This window comes from Chryseobacterium sp. Tr-659, from assembly GCF_011752975.1.
In the GTDB taxonomy this organism is placed as follows: Bacteria; Bacteroidota; Bacteroidia; order Flavobacteriales; family Weeksellaceae; genus Chryseobacterium.
In genome coordinates, this window is record NZ_VWWP01000007.1 from 188,887 (window position 1) to 204,548 (window position 15,662).

The following is a 15,662-nucleotide window of genomic DNA, read 5'->3' on the forward strand; positions in this document are numbered from 1 at the left end:
TTTAAAGATTATGAAAGGTTAATACTTCTTTTTGATTTTAATAATATCTCCGTCTTTCAGAGATTGTGTTCCTTCATATATGATTAAATCTCCTTTTTTAAGACCGCTTTCTACGATATAAGAATCTCTCAGCGTAGTTCCGATCTTAATGTTGGTCATTTTCACTTTGTTTTGCTTATCCACAACAAAAACATAAGTCTTATCCTGGATGGAGAAGGTTGATTTCTGAGGAATAAGCATGGCATTGGCCTGATGCTCTGAAATAATAAGCTTCCCGGAGGTTCCGTGCTTGATGAGACGATCTGGATTCGGGAAAAGTACTTTATAGCGGATAGATCCGGTAGTTCTGTCGATTTCTCCCTCCGCCGTCTTTAAAGCACCGTTAAACTGATAATTTACTCCGTTAGGTAATGTCAATTCAATTTTCTGATGATTGCCGATCTTATCATTCGCTAAAAGCTCAAAATATAAATTTTCCGGGATCGAAAAGTAAGCGTATACTTCATTAAGCTGGGACAATGTGGTTAATAATGTACCATTTTCCACTAAACTTCCGTCTTTATGCGGGATTACGTCAATCACACCGTCAAAAGGCGCTGTAATTCTGGTAAAGCTTATTTTCTGAAGAACTGCTCTTTTCTCCGCATCTGCAAAGGCATGCTTTGCTTTAGCAGAGGAAAGCTTAGCTTTTACCATTTCCAATTCGTTGTTGGCTACAAACTTTTTAGCATGAAGGCTCTGGATTTGTTTCAGCTCTACTTCAGCAATGCGTACATCGGCTTCCGTTTGTTTTAAAGCTGCATTTGCTTTTAAAAGTTCCATTTGAAGTTCGGCATCATTGATCTTAAATAAAGCCTGCCCCTGATGTACAAACTGCCCTTCATTCACGTAAATATTCTGTATAATACCTCCGATTCTGGAGCGCATTTCTACATTTTTCTTAGCCTGAATATCGGTTACAAACTGGTTGCTTACCAGTGTATCTTTTTCTTTGATTTCAAGAACGGGAACTTCTTTTTCTTTCTGGTTGTCTTTTTTCTTGTCTTTACTGCATGACACAGCGAATAATGTTGCAAAAATGCAAATTATTACGTTTTTAAAATACATTGTAAAATGTTTAAGTTATAGAATTTTTCGTTAAAATAATCTGATTTCTAATAACTTATTCTTAATACAACTGGAGGAGATGGAGAAAGGATTTTACCCCGCAAATAGTAGATACCGCAATTTCAGGAAGTGTAATTTTTGGAATAACTTTTAATATTCCTGAAAAATCTGCAATGTTATGATCGTTTTTACGGGCTGCATGTTTTACAATTTTTGAAGCTGCAGGCACAGCATGCGTGTTCATATCTGCTTCCTCATATACATCCAGAAGATGGATGTTATTTACATGGGGTACATGGGGAATATTCCGTAACGATTTTTCTGCCCAATTCGAGTTGAAAAGGGAAAAAACCAATAGGATATAGAATATGAAAAATGACTTCAGACCTGCCATGTCAATCAGAACACATTTAGTTTTTCAGTAAAAACGATAGTGAGGCAAAAATAGGGATTTTTACCCGGAAACACGGTCCTTTAATTGTTAAAAAAACTTAAACAATGAGTAGGTGATGGATATTTTTAATCGCAAAAAGATTAAAATCGGAAATATTCAAATACGCAAAAATTTGTTGGAATGGTCTCAGAACAACCTGCTCAATACTCTGAAACGGTAATCAAAAATATGTTCTAATTTCTTTTTAACAAAAAGGCTGTGGGCTATTTCTCCCAAAAACCCCATGGGAAGCTCATAATCTATTGTATCTCTCATTAAAACACCTTCATCATTGGGAAAAAACTCATGATGGTGATTCCATAGTTTATATGGCCCTTTTTTCTGAAAATCAATAAAGCTTTTTTGAAAATCGACGTGTGTAATTTCTGTCTGCCATTTCATTTTAATCCCAAATAAAGGAGAAACGTAATAATCAATAAGCATTCCTTCATAGATTTCATCATCTGTCATTTCTGTCAAAACTATAAAGCCCATGTCTTTGGGAGTTATTTCAGAAAGATTATTGGCAGAGGAGAAAAACTTCCATGCGGTTTCTATATCACAATGGAGCTGTTGTTCGCGGAAAAGCTTATGTTTCATAGAGCATCAGAATTGAAGAACAAATGTATGACAAAGATTTAATTATATATCCACATTAAAACAGGTTTTCCTGCTTTCTGAATCATAGGATCAATCTCCTTCATGGCATTATTGGAAACGGTAGGACAACCCCAGCCTTCCGGCGAGCCTTTTGGGAACACTTCGTCATCACTCATCATATCCCAGGAATGAAAAACAATAACCCTTTTTAATGCATTACTGTTGGTTTCTTCAAGCCCATGCATCAGATATTTCACATTAATTCCCCAGTCGCTGTATCCTCTTCCTTGTAATTTGTACTTTCCCAACGATGAAAGATGGCTTCCGTCTTCATTACTAAATTCTGGATTACTTTTGGAATTGTCTCTGCTCCACGAATTAGAACCACATCCATGTCCTACCAAGTATTTTTTCGAAACAGAATTGGTTTTAAAATCCCAGACAAAAAAACGTTTGATTCCGGAATGAAGGCTCATATCGATCAGAATACAGAAATCCGTATTCCACTTCTTTGAGGTACAGAATTTCAAAGCTTCTTCTGCTTTTATTTTTATTCTGGAGAGATCTGCTTCAGGTTTTTTCTCTACAACAACGGGAACTTTGGCAGCTGATGGAACTTCTTTTTTATTCTGAGAGCATGAACCAACCGAAAGGAGAATAAACAGTGAGATATAAAATCCTTTCATATCCTATTTATAATGTTGAAAAATTCCAAAATCTGAAGGGGTCCAGAGTGCTGCTTTCTGTCCGGCTGCTTTTAAAGCATTATTAGACCACGTATTGCATGTATAAAGGAAACTGTAGGTCCCTTTAGCATCATAAAAGGCATCATTGTCACCATATACGGCATTTGTTGGAATTAATATAAATTTTCCGTTCTGATCTCTGTCAAATTTATCTTCCACAAATTTGACCAGTTGTTCATATTGACCTCTGCTGATCATGATCATTTTGCAGTCGTCTCCTTCTTTCATGGTATTGTAATAGGTACAGTGCATGGCCGAATCACTTAACCAGAATGCTGCTTTAACTGCGGTTGAGAATTTAAGATCTGCCCAAGTGGGAGTATCAAGATAGAAGCCTTTATCTCCCCAACCTATACCAATATACTGATAGTCTGTTCTTTTTGATTTAGTATCGGCAAAAGGAATTTTGGTACTCCAGTCCTGCACATCGTTTTTTACAGGCATTACAATATCTGTGTGTACACCGTTCGTATAAATATAGATAGGAATTTCTTTCTTCTGACCGTCGTCTTTGGCAGAAACAGGAATATAAGGTATCAGCAAACCGAGAATCACATAAATAATCACAATTCCCAAAATAATCCCTACTATTTTCAGGATGTACATTAATATAACTTTCACCGTCATGTTTTTGAATAAAATTTAATCTTAATTTTTAGTAAAAGTATTTGTTTTAATCGGAAAAATGATTATATTTAGTTATGAAATATTCATAAATATGCGTAAAAATACCAAATCCCAAAAAAGATTTAAAGTAAGAGTAAAAACTGCTCCTAAAAGAATACAAAAAAGACGTTGATTTTCGGTGAGATTTGATCTCCTGAAAGTCAATTTTTCTTTTTAGGAAAGGCTTTTCAAGCAACTTATTGTAAAAAATCTTAACCTCCTTAAAGCAGAAAACTTAAGGAATGGTCGATTATCAGCTTTAGTTTGGAACTTCACAAAATTCCGAAGAAGGGATCGTCACCAAAAGTTCAGGATAAAATCAGTCGGAAGGTTTCTGCAAAAACTCAATATTTCTCTTCAAGCCTGCAAATTTGGTTCTTTTCACGGGTGACTTTCTGAAGATTTCAGAGAAAATTTCCTGGGTAAGTTCTTTCCATTCTCCTTTTTTAAAGTTTTTCAACGCTTCATTCGGTTTGAAACGGGTTTGTTTATTGGGTGCGGAGAAGCGGTTCCATGGGCAGACATCCTGACAGATATCGCATCCGAACATCCAATCATCCATTTTATCTTTAAAATAATCGGGAATTTCATTTTTGAGTTCTATTGTGGCGTACGAGATACAGCGGCTTCCATCAATAATTTTTTCGGAAACAATAGCATTGGTAGGACAGGCATCTATACATTTTCTGCATGTTCCGCAATGATCGGTTGTTTCGTGATCAGCAATCAGTTCCAGATCACAGATAATTTCGGCAAGAAAATAAAAGGACCCGTTTTGTTTGGTAATGAGATTGGCATTTTTTCCTACCCACCCAATTCCTGACTTCTTTGCCCAGCTTCTTTCCATAATGGGTGCGGAATCTACAAAAACCCTGAACCCAAATTCTCCGATCTCATCCTGTAGTTCGGCCACCATTTCACGGAGAATTTCCTTGATTACTTCATGATAATCTTCTGCATATGCATATTTGGATATCTTATAATTCTCCAGTACCGAAATTTTTTCTTCCGGAAAATAATTATAAGAAAGTGAAATCACAGATTTGGAACCTTCAACCAAAAGTCTCGGATCAAGTCTTTTATCGAAATGATTTTCCATATACTTCATCTCTCCGTTGAAGTTATTCTTAAGCCACTGCTCAAGGCGTGGTGCATCTTCTTCGAGAAAATCTGCTTTAGAAATACCACAACCCTGAAATCCAAAACTTTTTGCCTTGGATTTGATCAGTTGGGAATATTTTTCAGCGTTTACATTCATAATTTCACAGTGCAAAACTAAGATTATTTTATCAATCTTCCGATTTTCAAAACATACCATGTTTCATTTCTGTATCGGTTCCCTTCTGAAAAATTATGTTTTCATTAAGATTTTTTTCAAAAAAAAATTGCGTAATTTCGTCTGGAATTTAATGTTTAAAACAAACAACTATGTCTTTAATAGAAGTAATACAATCCGGAAACTATGAATTAATAGACGTTCGCGAGCCAATGGAGCTTGAAATGGACGGAAATATAGATGGAGCTAAGAATATTCCTTTAGGTGAAGTAGAAGACAGACAGGACGAAATCCTATCTATTGAAAAACCTGTGATCTTATTCTGCAGAAGTGGAAACAGAAGCGGAAAAGCATTGGAATACCTTAATTCTCAAGGATTAAAGGACGGTTATAACGGCGGAGGCTGGGCTGACCTTAAGGCTGTTCTTGAAGCAAACAGAGGAACTTTTTAAAAAGTTCCTTTTTTTATATTTTTAATTGAGTTATGAATCTGAAGGAGCGATTTGAACAGCTTTGCAGTTCTTTTACAGAAGATAAAAACTTAATAAGCAGTCTCTGGAAAGAAATTGAAACCCAATATTCCGGGAAAGGCAGATATTATCATGATCTTCTTCATCTTGAAAATATGTTCCGGGAACTTGAGGAGGTGAGAAGCCATATTTCTGACTTTACAGCAATTTCTTTTTCTGTATTCTATCATGATGTTATTTATGATGCTACCTCGAAATCCAACGAAGAAAAAAGTGCCAGGAAAGCTGAAAAAAGATTGAAAGAAATGGGAGCTGGTAATGATTATATAGAAAATATTTCAACTCAGATTCTGGCTACAAAACATCATCAAAGATCTGATAATGGTGATACGAATTATCTTTTGGATGCTGATCTCTCGGTGCTAGGAAAAGATCTCAGGACTTATTTAGATTATACTCAAAAGATAAGGAGGGAATACTCTATTTATCCAGACCTTCTTTATAAACCGGGAAGAAAAAAGGTACTCCAGCATTTCCTTGAACTTGAAAGTATTTTTAAAACAGAATATTTTAAAAGAAAATATGAAGCTCAGGCAAAAGAAAATATAGCTGCTGAGATTCAGTTATTATAATCACCTTAAAACAACGAAGACACCTTATTGATAAAGTGTCTTGTTTATTTTAGAGATAATTTTCTTATTTCTTTTCATTGATAAATTCTGCTGCTCTTATCAATACCTGCTCCGGAACTTCCTTGTGTGGTGTATGACCAATCCCGGGAATAATATATTTCTCTGCAGATCCACTCACCTGGGTAACGGTCTTTTCAACCTGATCCAACGTACCATATTCATCGCTTTCTCCTTGTATAAATAATAACGGGCACTGAATGTCTTTTAAAAGATATTCAATATTCCAGCTTCTGTAATCATCCCGGGTCCAGGTTTCAGTCCAGGCTTTGAAAAGGTTTTCCACCTTATCGCCATGGTATTTTTGGAGACGTTCTGCAAGGTTTGTCGTTTTATAGGCATCCCATGCATCGTAAACACCTTTTAATGTTACTTCTTCCACAAAGATATGCCCTGCTTCACAAACAACGGCTTTTATCTTTTCCGGATATTTTGCGGCAGTGATCAGAGCGATTGTCCCTCCATCACTGTGCCCAAAAAGAATGGCTTGATCAATATTCATTTCAGTCAGTAAATCATTCAGTACATCGGCTTCCAGTTCCATATAATTTACGGGTCTTTCATGGGTCTGCATGGGATCTGATTTCCCGTAGCCTAAACGGTCATAAGCAAGGGTATTGCACTGTGTTGCTTCGGATAATTGAGAAGGTAAATTTCTCCAAAGCTGTACTGAACCTAATGAATCATGCAGAAAAACAATTGTAGGTCTTTTTTCAAATGTACTATTGTATTCTATATACAGGTTTTGGCCGCTCACATTTATTATTTTATTCTCTATCATTTTTACAATCAATTTAAAGTTTAACACCGATACTTCCACCGATTCAAATCCGGACAAAAATATTAATTAGCAAAATAAATACGAAATAAAAACTTTAAATATGTAAAAAATCCCACATTTAACATACAAATCAATACATCATTCATAAAGCAATCTATTTTTATATATTTACAGGAAAAAATCCGGATGGATATATTAGGAAAACAAGAGCTGGAATTATTAAGAATTCTTCAGAAGAGTTCACGGTTTGACATTACGGATCTTACTGAAAGATTAAATATGTCCCGTACATCCATATATGACAAGATAAAAAAGCTGGAAAACGAAGGATATATTACCAATTATGTTGCTCTGATTGATCCGAAAAAGGTAGGTTTAAACTTCACCGTTATTATAACAGTATCGCTGAACAGCCAGCAGATTGAATATGTAGAAGAATTTTCAAGAAAAATTGCAACGTTGGATGAGGTGGTGGAAGCTTATGTTACCGGAGGGATCTTTGATTATATTTTAAAGGTTGTGGTACAAAGTCCTGAAGCGTTCAGTGAATTTATTGCGACTAAATTATCTGTCATTCCTCATATCAGTAAAATCAAAAGTTCTTTTGTCATGAATCATATCAAACAGTCTACGGAACTTCATTTTTAATAAAAAAAGGAACCCGTGGCAGGTTCCTTTTTTTATTTTATAGGGTAGGTATTTTTACTTCTTCAAATTCTTTTAAGAGATGACTGAAAACGGTTTCCACCGGAAGAATATCATTAATCAGGGCCGAAACCTGGCCTATTTCCAGTTCTCCGTCTTCCAACTCTCCTTCAAACATTCCTCTTTTTGCTCTGGCTCTTCCTAATGAAGCGATTAAGGCTTCTTTACTTCTTCCACTCTGGTAGATGTCTTCCAGCTCGTTGAAAAATTTATTTTTAACCATTCTTACAGGAGCCAGTTCCTTCAAAGTAAGATGGGTATCTCCTTCCTGCAATTCTGTGATTTTCTTTTTCCAATTTTCATGTGCACTTGCTTCTGTAGTTGCGGCAAAGCGTGATCCGATCTGTACACCATCCGCCCCTAAAATCATAGCGGCTTTCATCTGTGAACCTAAAGCAATTCCACCCGCGGCAATTAATGGCTTGGTGATATGCTTTTTTACGTTGGGAATCAGACAAAACGTTGTGGTTTCATCACGTCCGTTATGTCCTCCTGCTTCAAAACCTTCGGCTACAATGGCATCTACTCCTGCGTCCTCACATTTTACTGCAAATTTGGTAGAAGAGACAACGTGAGCTACTTTTATTCCTTCTTTCTGAAGGGTTTCCGTATAAGTCTTCGGGTTTCCGGCAGAAGTAAATACAATCTTTACTCCTTCTTCCAGAATAATCTGAATAATCTCCTCAAGGTTGGGGTATAACATAGGAACATTAACCCCAAAAGGTTTATCTGTTGCCTGTTTACATTTCTGAATATTTTCTCTCAGAATATCAGGATACATACTCCCTGCTCCTATTAATCCTAATCCGCCACAATTGGAAACGGCTGATGCCAGTCTCCATCCTGAATGCCAGATCATTCCTGCCTGGATAATCGGATATTTGATATTAAAAAGTTGTGAAATTCTATTGTGGCTGGTCTGCATATCATGAATCTTTTTTGCCGAATTGAAATCTATAAAATTGCTCATATGTAAAAATACTAAAAACAACCATCACCAAACGCTTCTACTAAATAAAAATATACACAAAACCTGAGAGTATCATTTTCTATATTTATTCAAAATACTATCAATAACAGGACTTATTGTTAAAAAGCTTTGAACAAGTTCATGTATATCTTTCCCTATATCATCTTCTTTTAACTCTACCCAACCCTGCATTAATGTTAAGGGGCCATAATTTACACTTACATTAGGCCAATCTTTCTGGTATTCTAAAAATTCGCTTCTAAAATCCTGGGCGAAATTTCTGCTCGATATTTTATAGTTTTTCAATGATCTAAGCTTCAGAGCATGTATATTATAATATATTTTTCTTTCACGAATTGCTTCATCATGGATCCAAATCGAAAAGAAAATTCGTCCCTCCGAATCTAAAGGCGACTGTGGATCTCCGGCCCATTCCGGTTTATACACTTTAAGGGCGACAGATTCCAAAACCATCTCTACAGACAATTTCAATCCGTTATTACTAAGTATCTTTTCAGGAATTTCAGATGCGGCCAAATGAAATTTTCTAAGGTAAAAAGTATAATCCATACCCTTAATTTTTGTAAATATATTATACTTTTTTCAGGGCGAGGCAATAAATAAAAAACCTTCAGAGATTCTGAAGGTTTTCGTATTATTTTTTCATTGATTCTTTTTTCCAGTTCGACTTAAAGTTACAGCTATCGTAACGTCCGTCAATTGAAATAAAGGTTGTTGGCAATTTTGAGTTAACAAATTTTTCAACCATTTCATTTTTCTTTTTATTCAGCGCCATCTGTTTGATTCTGCTGAAGTCTGTTTCCAGAGTAATCTGGTGAGAAGGAATTACATCGTCAATTTTAATAATCTTAATTGCTTTTCTTCTGTTCTCTTCATCCTCAAAAGCTGTAGTAATATCTCCTTTGTTCAATCCAGCCAATTCGTAGCTGATCGTTCCCGGAATACTTTCTCTTTCAATTTTATCAGAACCGTCTGCTCCAGGAATAACTCCTGCGTTGAACTTTGTTCTTTTATCATCTGAAAATTTAAAAGCAGCATCTTTAAATGTCATTTTACCGTTTATAATAAGACCTCTGATGCTGTCTAATTTTGCTTTTGCAGTTTTAATCTCTTCATCTGTAGGAGTTGCCTTCAACAAAATATGTCTTGCATCATATACTTTCCCAGATTTCTTCAGTAACTGAATAATGTGGAATCCAAATTCAGACTCAATAGGATCTGAAATTTCATTCTCCTGAAGGTTCAGAGCTGCAGCTTCAAATGGCTTTACCATCTGACCTTTATTGATGTTTTTATACAAACCTCCGTTGGAAGCAGATCCTTCATCTTCAGAATAGATTCTTGCCTGGCTTTCAAAAGTTTCTCCTCCCAGAATATCCTGTTTGATCTTTTTCAATCTATTAATAAGATCCTGTTTATGAGCTTCTGTCAACGATGGATAGATCATGATCTGAGCCAGAGTAACTTCATCTTTAATTTGTGGCAGCTGCGTTTTATACATATTATAAAAGTCAGTAACCTCATTTGGAGTTACGTCAGCTTTATCTGTAATTCTCTGATATTTTGCCTGTCCGTAATACTGGTCTGTATCAATTTTTTCGATAGCATTCTTCATCTCATAAGCATTTCTGAACTTATAAGCGGCAAGTAGTGTTTTTTCGTCAGGAAATTGAGAAAGCAACTGACGGTATTTTGCGTTAGCCTGTTCTTTAATTGCTGCAGAACGGTTTTCAATTAATGTATCTTTTTTTGCTTCATAAACAAGAAGCTTATTGCTGATAAGGTTTTCCAGGAACTCACATTTATCTGTGTTACTAGCTCCCTGCTGTTTTCCATAATTCATCTGCTCGATTACATCAGATTCCAAAACAATCTCATCCCCGATAACAGCTGCAATACCATCCACTAAATCTCCTGGTTTTAACTGGGCATTCATCCTGTTTGAAGAGAATATCAAGATGAAAATCCCAAGAAGATAAGTGATTTTTAGTTTATTTGTCATTTTACTATTTTAACAAGTTGCAAATTTAGAATTCTTAACGAATTTCACTCAATTTTTTATTATAAATATTTCTTAAAAAGACTTATTTATTGTAGTTCAACATCAAATGTCGTTAATTCTTTGAATTGTCTCAATCTGCTGAACATATCAGACTCCTCTACTTCCTGGATTCTTTCTGTTCCGAATTTTTCTACTGTAAATGAAGCCATTGCAGATCCTACGATCAATGCAGATTTCATAGTATCGAAATCAAATTTTCCTTTTTTAGCAAGGTAAGCAGCAAATCCTCCTGCAAAAGTATCTCCAGCTCCGGTTGGATCGAAAACTTCTTCCAATGGAAGTGCCGGGATAGCGAATACTTTATTATCATGGAAAAGCAAAGCTCCGTGCTCTCCTTTTTTAATGATTACATATTCAGGCCCCATTGTATGAATCTTTTTAGCCGCTTTTACTAAAGAATATTCTCCGGAAAGTTGTCTGGCTTCTTCATCATTGATGGTAATTACGTCTGTTTTTGCAATCATATCCATCAGAATATCCCATGCGCTGTCCATCCAGAAATTCATTGTATCAAGGATAACAAGCTTAGGACGGTTGTTCATTTTTTCAAGAACTGATAACTGAACTCCAGGGTGTAGGTTTCCAAGTAACAAAATTTCGGCATCCTGCATTGAATCTGGGATTTTAGGATCGAAGTTTTCCAATACATTAACTTCTGTAGCTAACGTATCTCTGGTATTCAGATCGTTATGATATCTTCCCGCCCAGAAGAAAGTTTTTCCTTCTTTTACGATTTCAATTCCTTCGATGTTTACTTCTCTGTCTGTGAACATATCAAGATGTTCCTGTGGAAAGTCTCCTCCTACTACAGAAACAATTCCGGATTTAACGCCTAAAATAGATGAAGTGATCCCAATATAAGTGGCAGCACCGCCTAAGATTTTGTCCGTTTTACCAAATGGTGTTTCAATTGCATCAAATGCAACACTTCCTACAACTAAAAGTTTCATATATTTTTCAATGTATATTAAAAGTAATTATTTTTTCCATTCAAAAGAATCCAGCAGATGCTTCATATCATTCTTGATATAATTTACTGCAGGAGCCAGAGAGTCCGGTTTCGGTCTCGAATTAAAGTATAAATAAGCAGTTACAAAATGTTTTGTACTGTCTGTAATGTAAAACTGAAGATTGGATGCACTCTGCCCTTTCAATTCATAGAAGTTTCCGTATACCTTTTTTTCAGGATATTCAAAAGATTTTGTATCTATGGAGCTGGCTTTGATGGTATGTTCGTATACCATTTTTTCGGCTTCCTTGATATGATCGGCAAAATCATTCTGTATCGGATAATAGGTCACAAAAAGCTTAGCCTTCATTTTTGGATAGTTCAGATAGAACCAGCAAGGTTTCTTAGCCGGAGAGATCGAAGCGAACTCCGAATATTCAAAGGTATAAGCGCAGTTGTTTTCAAACTTTTGATATTTCGGTGCGGGATATTCCAGACGCAGTTCTCCGTAAGGTTTCGGAACAGAGTCTTTTCCACATGAAACTAAAAGCAGTGATACAAAAATAAAAATGACTTTTTTAATCATTTTGCAAAAGTACAAATTAGATTTCAGATTTCAGAAGACAAATTTCAGTCTTTCAGAGAGTTTTGAATGTAATTTTCCAGAGGCTTTGGAAAAGACTTTTCGTGAGAACCTTTCACATCCGTAATCTGGTACTGATTTTCAGTTATAAAATCATTCCATACCTTCTCTGAAGCCACCTCAACATTAAATATTTCAATGCTTAAATTCTTATGGGTAAGCTTATGGGTAACCATTTTTGAATGGGTGATGAACTGCTCCATACCAGGAGAAATGGACTCAGGAAATTCAAACAGTTTCTTCCAAATAAAGTCATCTTTTCTCTGGCGGATCAAAAATTTTCCGTTTCTATGAACAAAATAATAGGTTAAAGCAAGGTCTTCTGTTTTTACTTTTTTTGTTTTTAAAGGATATAAGGAAACTTTCTGAGTGGAAAAAGCCAGGCAGTCTTCATTAACAGGGCATTCTCCACAAAGAGGATTTTTGGGTTTACAGATCTCGGAACCGATATCCATCATTGCCTGATTGAAATCGCCCACATTTTCCGGCATCACCAAAGCTGCCAGTTCAGAGAAATAATTAAAAGCTCTTGAATTTGAGATATCGAAATCATCAGCGAAGAAACGGCTCAGAACACGGTAGAAATTTCCGTCAACAGCAGGCATCTTGCCTCCGAAACAAATACTTGAAACAGCTGCAGCGGTGTATTTCCCTACTCCTTTTAATTTTAAGATTTCTTCATACTGATCCGGAAAAATACCATGATAATCTGTCATGATCTGCTGTGCAGCTTTATGAATATTGATCGCTCTTGAATAATATCCTAAGCCTTTCCAATATAATAAAACCTCATTTTCTTCAGCTTCTGCCAAAGTTTTCACATCCGGAAATCTTTCGATAAAATTATTGTAATGGTTTAACCCCTGGTTGATTCTCGTCTGCTGAAATACAATTTCACAGATCCAGATTTTATAAGGATCTTTTGTTTGTCTGAAAGGTAAATCACGCGCATTATTCCTGTACCATTCCAGGATTTTGTTACCAATATATAGAAAGTCTGAATTTCTGCTATCCTTCTCCAAAAATTTTTTGTTTATCTGTTTATAAGATACTTTGACTTTGCTCCGTATCTTATATTTTGCAAAGATAAAATTTATTTATCAGCTTTCACAGAATATACGGGAGCTGCTTTCAGCCATTGATATTTCAGGTTTCTGTCTTTGGCAATGAAACGGAATCCTTCCAGTTTCTTCAGGTATACATACATTGAATCACTATTCTTGATCTTCAATTTATAAGGAGACAAAAAAAGCATTGGCATTTCCGATGTAGAATCTCTTACCGTTTTCAATACTTTCCCAGCGCTTACTTTGTAAAGATAAAATGATTTTCCGCGGCCTTTTGAACTGTCAGCCAGCTTTACAGCTGAACTTGCAAGCACAAGTTCACTCTTATCAAAGCACTCTTCTCTGTTCATTATATAAGCTTTTCCTTCCTGATGTTCATCTGCAAAAAGATCATCTTCATAATGGGCCGGGCTCTGGTATTTTTTTTCACAACTTATCAGAAGCACCATCAATACGGCTGGTAAGCCCATGATAAGCTTTTTATTCATATTAAATTTCATAGGTGTTGGTAGAAAAAAACCGATGTAAAAGCTGCATCGGTTTTTGTTATTTTAAAATAAGTTGATTTTATTCCTGAGCATATTCTGCATCCCATTCGTTACCATCATCTCCTTTGTGTCCGTCTAATTTAATAACGAAACTTTTTGTAGGGAAATAAGGAGTCATGCGGATATCCAGCCATACTCTGTCTTTGTTCACTCTATCCTGTTCGAAACGAACAATCTTGAACTTTTCAATTAACTTGTCCGGGCCTTTGATATTATCCAGGAATGTTACGATCTGTCTTCTCAAATCGTCTTCATTCTTAGCATTCCAGTTTTCGAAAGCTCTTCTGTTAAGGAAGTCTAGTAATACTTTGGTCACGTAGTCGAATACACGAACTACTGAATACGTCTGAAGACCGATATTGTCTCCTGTAAATAATGTCTTTGCAGAGAAAGCCATGATTTTTCCGTACTCATTTACCATTGGAACAAGTCCCATTTTTTCCAACTGAGAAATTTCACTTTTCTTCAATTCGAATTTTACGGCATCTACTTCATTGATATTACCATGTTTTTTACCTGCTGCTACCTGAGACATCAGTGTTTTGTGGATTTTTCCGGCCAATGAAGTGGAAGGTGGAAGTTCTACATTTTCTTCTTCTCCTACTTCTTCAGCCTTACCACGTCCTACCAGCCAGTTACACGTCATAATAACGTTACTTCTGTGAAGTTCACCTCCTGTAAGATTTGCAGAGTGGAATAAATCTACTACGTCATCCGGTTTATCAAGGTTAGCGAAGTCTGTAACCATCATAACTTTATTCTCGTTACAGATTTTTGCCCACTTTTCAATAACTTTATTTGATCCTAAATATCCAGGGATGGCAAGGATTGAATAGTTATCTCTAAGGTCTAAACGATCGTAGTAATTTTTGAATTCTTCTGAAATTGCATCAATGAATAACGGATTATCCAAATCTGAAACCTGATCTAGACTTGCATTAACAATGCTTACGTTATCCACTTTGTCCAATTCTGTATTTTTATAGAATTGAGCTACTGTTCTGTAGTTGGTTTCCAACAGACGAACTGCATCCAGTGTATTTTTTAGATTTTTCTTTAGATTCTGATCAGCCTGCTGTGCTTTATTTTTACACGTATCGGCCATTTTATCTGCAGATTCGCTTCCTTCCAGAAGGCTTACCCAAAGGTTAATCTTCTGAAGAAGTTCTTTTCTTTCATCTGCTTTATTTCCGTCATTAAGGAAAATTTCCTTTCTTGCTTTTCTTGTTGGGTTCATATTGGCGATACCGTCCACAACGGATTCAACAAAGCCAAAACCTCCCATTTTATTGAGCTCTGCAAGCGGATTGCCTTTTGGCTGCCCTGAGTGCTGCTGCTGATTCTGCTGTTGGCTTTCCTGCGCCTGTAATTTGCTATCCATGATTTAATGTAAAGTCTTTAATTATTTTTCAAGTTCTTGTGCCACATCTTTCAATACCTCAATGAACGCAGCTCTTGTTTGCTCGTTCTCCAACATATTGCGTAGAATTTTATTTGTTTTCAGCTGACGTACGATTTTATTGTACTGCTCCTGTTCCATGCTCAGCTGCTGCAGATAGTCTGACTTCTGAGTAAGGCTTTTAGGAGTAAAGTCTCCAAGGTTTTGAAAACGGAATTCTTCTTCTACCATTCCGCCGTCTTCTGTTTCATGCTGTACAGCTACAGAAGGCTGGAAATGTTTGAAAACGTCTTCCACTGTTTTTAATCCTGTTACAATTTCAGGGGTGTAAGATTCTTCTGTTGTAAGCTGGCTTACTATCAGTGATTTATTTTCCTGTATTTCCTGAATAGCTTCATTAGCGTCCACTTTTACTTCGTTTCCGCCAACACCATAATTAAACATTGCCATATTATTATTATTTTGAGATTTACTATTTGGGTTTAGATCTGTATTTGAGTAATTTACAGACAAATCAAATAAATTACCAA

Annotated in this window: 19 protein-coding genes; 3 read left to right on the plus strand and 16 right to left on the minus strand. The window is 35.9% G+C overall.

What is annotated here, in order from left to right:
* Positions 1–18: 18 nt before the first annotated feature.
* The 6 genes from F3J23_RS15730 to queG all read right to left on the minus strand — a co-directional run bounded on the left by F3J23_RS15730 (position 19) and on the right by queG (position 4,810).
* Positions 19–1,107 (minus strand): efflux RND transporter periplasmic adaptor subunit, encoded by a 1,089-nt coding sequence (locus F3J23_RS15730; RefSeq protein ID WP_167031065.1) that lies wholly within the window; start codon positions 1,105–1,107, stop codon positions 19–21.
* Positions 1,108–1,168: 61 nt separating this feature from the next.
* Positions 1,169–1,501: a hypothetical protein gene (locus F3J23_RS15735; RefSeq protein WP_167031068.1), complete on the minus strand. Its 333-nt coding sequence runs from the start codon at positions 1,499–1,501 to the stop codon at positions 1,169–1,171.
* A gap of 186 nt (positions 1,502–1,687) precedes the next feature.
* The gene (locus F3J23_RS15740; protein ID WP_167031071.1) at positions 1,688–2,140 is read right to left on the minus strand and encodes an SRPBCC family protein; all 453 of its coding nucleotides are present in this window, start codon (positions 2,138–2,140) and stop codon (positions 1,688–1,690) included.
* A 38-nt stretch (positions 2,141–2,178) separates the two neighbouring features.
* Positions 2,179–2,826, minus strand: a complete 648-nt coding sequence (locus tag F3J23_RS15745; protein ID WP_167031074.1) for a murein L,D-transpeptidase catalytic domain-containing protein — start codon at positions 2,824–2,826, stop codon at positions 2,179–2,181.
* Positions 2,827–2,829: 3 nt separating this feature from the next.
* Positions 2,830–3,513, minus strand: a complete 684-nt coding sequence (locus tag F3J23_RS15750; protein ID WP_167031077.1) for a TIGR02117 family protein — start codon at positions 3,511–3,513, stop codon at positions 2,830–2,832.
* Between the two features lie 358 nt (positions 3,514–3,871).
* A complete protein-coding gene (gene queG, locus F3J23_RS15755) occupies positions 3,872–4,810 on the minus strand; it encodes a tRNA epoxyqueuosine(34) reductase QueG (protein ID WP_167031080.1) in 939 nt (312 codons plus the stop codon).
* Between the two features lie 170 nt (positions 4,811–4,980).
* On the opposite strand from queG, the gene F3J23_RS15760 reads away from it, so the two are divergent.
* Together F3J23_RS15760 and F3J23_RS15765 are read left to right on the plus strand one after the other, a co-directional pair.
* Positions 4,981–5,280, plus strand: coding sequence for a rhodanese-like domain-containing protein (locus F3J23_RS15760; RefSeq protein WP_167031083.1), 300 nt, complete (start codon positions 4,981–4,983; stop codon positions 5,278–5,280).
* A 32-nt stretch (positions 5,281–5,312) separates the two neighbouring features.
* Entirely contained in the window at positions 5,313–5,930 is a 618-nt protein-coding gene (locus tag F3J23_RS15765) for a hypothetical protein (RefSeq protein ID WP_167031086.1), read from the plus strand.
* A gap of 64 nt (positions 5,931–5,994) precedes the next feature.
* On the opposite strand, the gene F3J23_RS15770 is transcribed toward F3J23_RS15765, so the two are convergent.
* On the minus strand, positions 5,995–6,744 hold the full coding sequence (locus F3J23_RS15770) for an alpha/beta hydrolase (RefSeq protein WP_317167735.1): 750 nt from the start codon (positions 6,742–6,744) through the stop codon (positions 5,995–5,997).
* A 210-nt stretch (positions 6,745–6,954) separates the two neighbouring features.
* Here F3J23_RS15770 and F3J23_RS15775 point away from each other — a divergent pair, with 210 nt between their 5' ends.
* Positions 6,955–7,416: an Lrp/AsnC family transcriptional regulator gene (locus tag F3J23_RS15775; protein WP_167031089.1), complete on the plus strand. Its 462-nt coding sequence runs from the start codon at positions 6,955–6,957 to the stop codon at positions 7,414–7,416.
* Positions 7,417–7,453: 37 nt separating this feature from the next.
* On the opposite strand, the gene F3J23_RS15780 is transcribed toward F3J23_RS15775, so the two are convergent.
* From F3J23_RS15780 to F3J23_RS15820, 9 genes are all read right to left on the minus strand, one after another.
* A complete protein-coding gene (locus F3J23_RS15780) occupies positions 7,454–8,443 on the minus strand; it encodes an NAD(P)H-dependent flavin oxidoreductase (RefSeq protein WP_228455357.1) in 990 nt (329 codons plus the stop codon).
* A gap of 72 nt (positions 8,444–8,515) precedes the next feature.
* The gene (locus F3J23_RS15785; protein WP_167031093.1) at positions 8,516–9,013 is read right to left on the minus strand and encodes a hypothetical protein; all 498 of its coding nucleotides are present in this window, start codon (positions 9,011–9,013) and stop codon (positions 8,516–8,518) included.
* An 85-nt stretch (positions 9,014–9,098) separates the two neighbouring features.
* Entirely contained in the window at positions 9,099–10,466 is a 1,368-nt protein-coding gene (locus F3J23_RS15790) for a peptidylprolyl isomerase (RefSeq protein ID WP_167031096.1), read from the minus strand.
* A gap of 86 nt (positions 10,467–10,552) precedes the next feature.
* Entirely contained in the window at positions 10,553–11,476 is a 924-nt protein-coding gene (locus F3J23_RS15795; protein WP_167031099.1) for a PfkB family carbohydrate kinase, read from the minus strand.
* Between the two features lie 27 nt (positions 11,477–11,503).
* Complete coding sequence (gene gldD, locus F3J23_RS15800; RefSeq protein ID WP_167031102.1) at positions 11,504–12,061, minus strand: gliding motility lipoprotein GldD; 558 nt, start codon at positions 12,059–12,061, stop codon at positions 11,504–11,506.
* Positions 12,062–12,105: 44 nt separating this feature from the next.
* Positions 12,106–13,140 (minus strand): A/G-specific adenine glycosylase, encoded by a 1,035-nt coding sequence (gene mutY, locus F3J23_RS15805; protein WP_167031105.1) that lies wholly within the window; start codon positions 13,138–13,140, stop codon positions 12,106–12,108.
* 71 nt (positions 13,141–13,211) lie between these two features.
* Complete coding sequence (locus F3J23_RS15810; protein ID WP_228455358.1) at positions 13,212–13,673, minus strand: hypothetical protein; 462 nt, start codon at positions 13,671–13,673, stop codon at positions 13,212–13,214.
* A 79-nt stretch (positions 13,674–13,752) separates the two neighbouring features.
* Positions 13,753–15,114: a DUF5458 family protein gene (locus F3J23_RS15815; protein WP_167031111.1), complete on the minus strand. Its 1,362-nt coding sequence runs from the start codon at positions 15,112–15,114 to the stop codon at positions 13,753–13,755.
* Positions 15,115–15,135: 21 nt separating this feature from the next.
* Positions 15,136–15,582, minus strand: coding sequence for a type VI secretion system contractile sheath small subunit (locus F3J23_RS15820; protein WP_167031114.1), 447 nt, complete (start codon positions 15,580–15,582; stop codon positions 15,136–15,138).
* Positions 15,583–15,662: the final 80 nt, after the last annotated feature.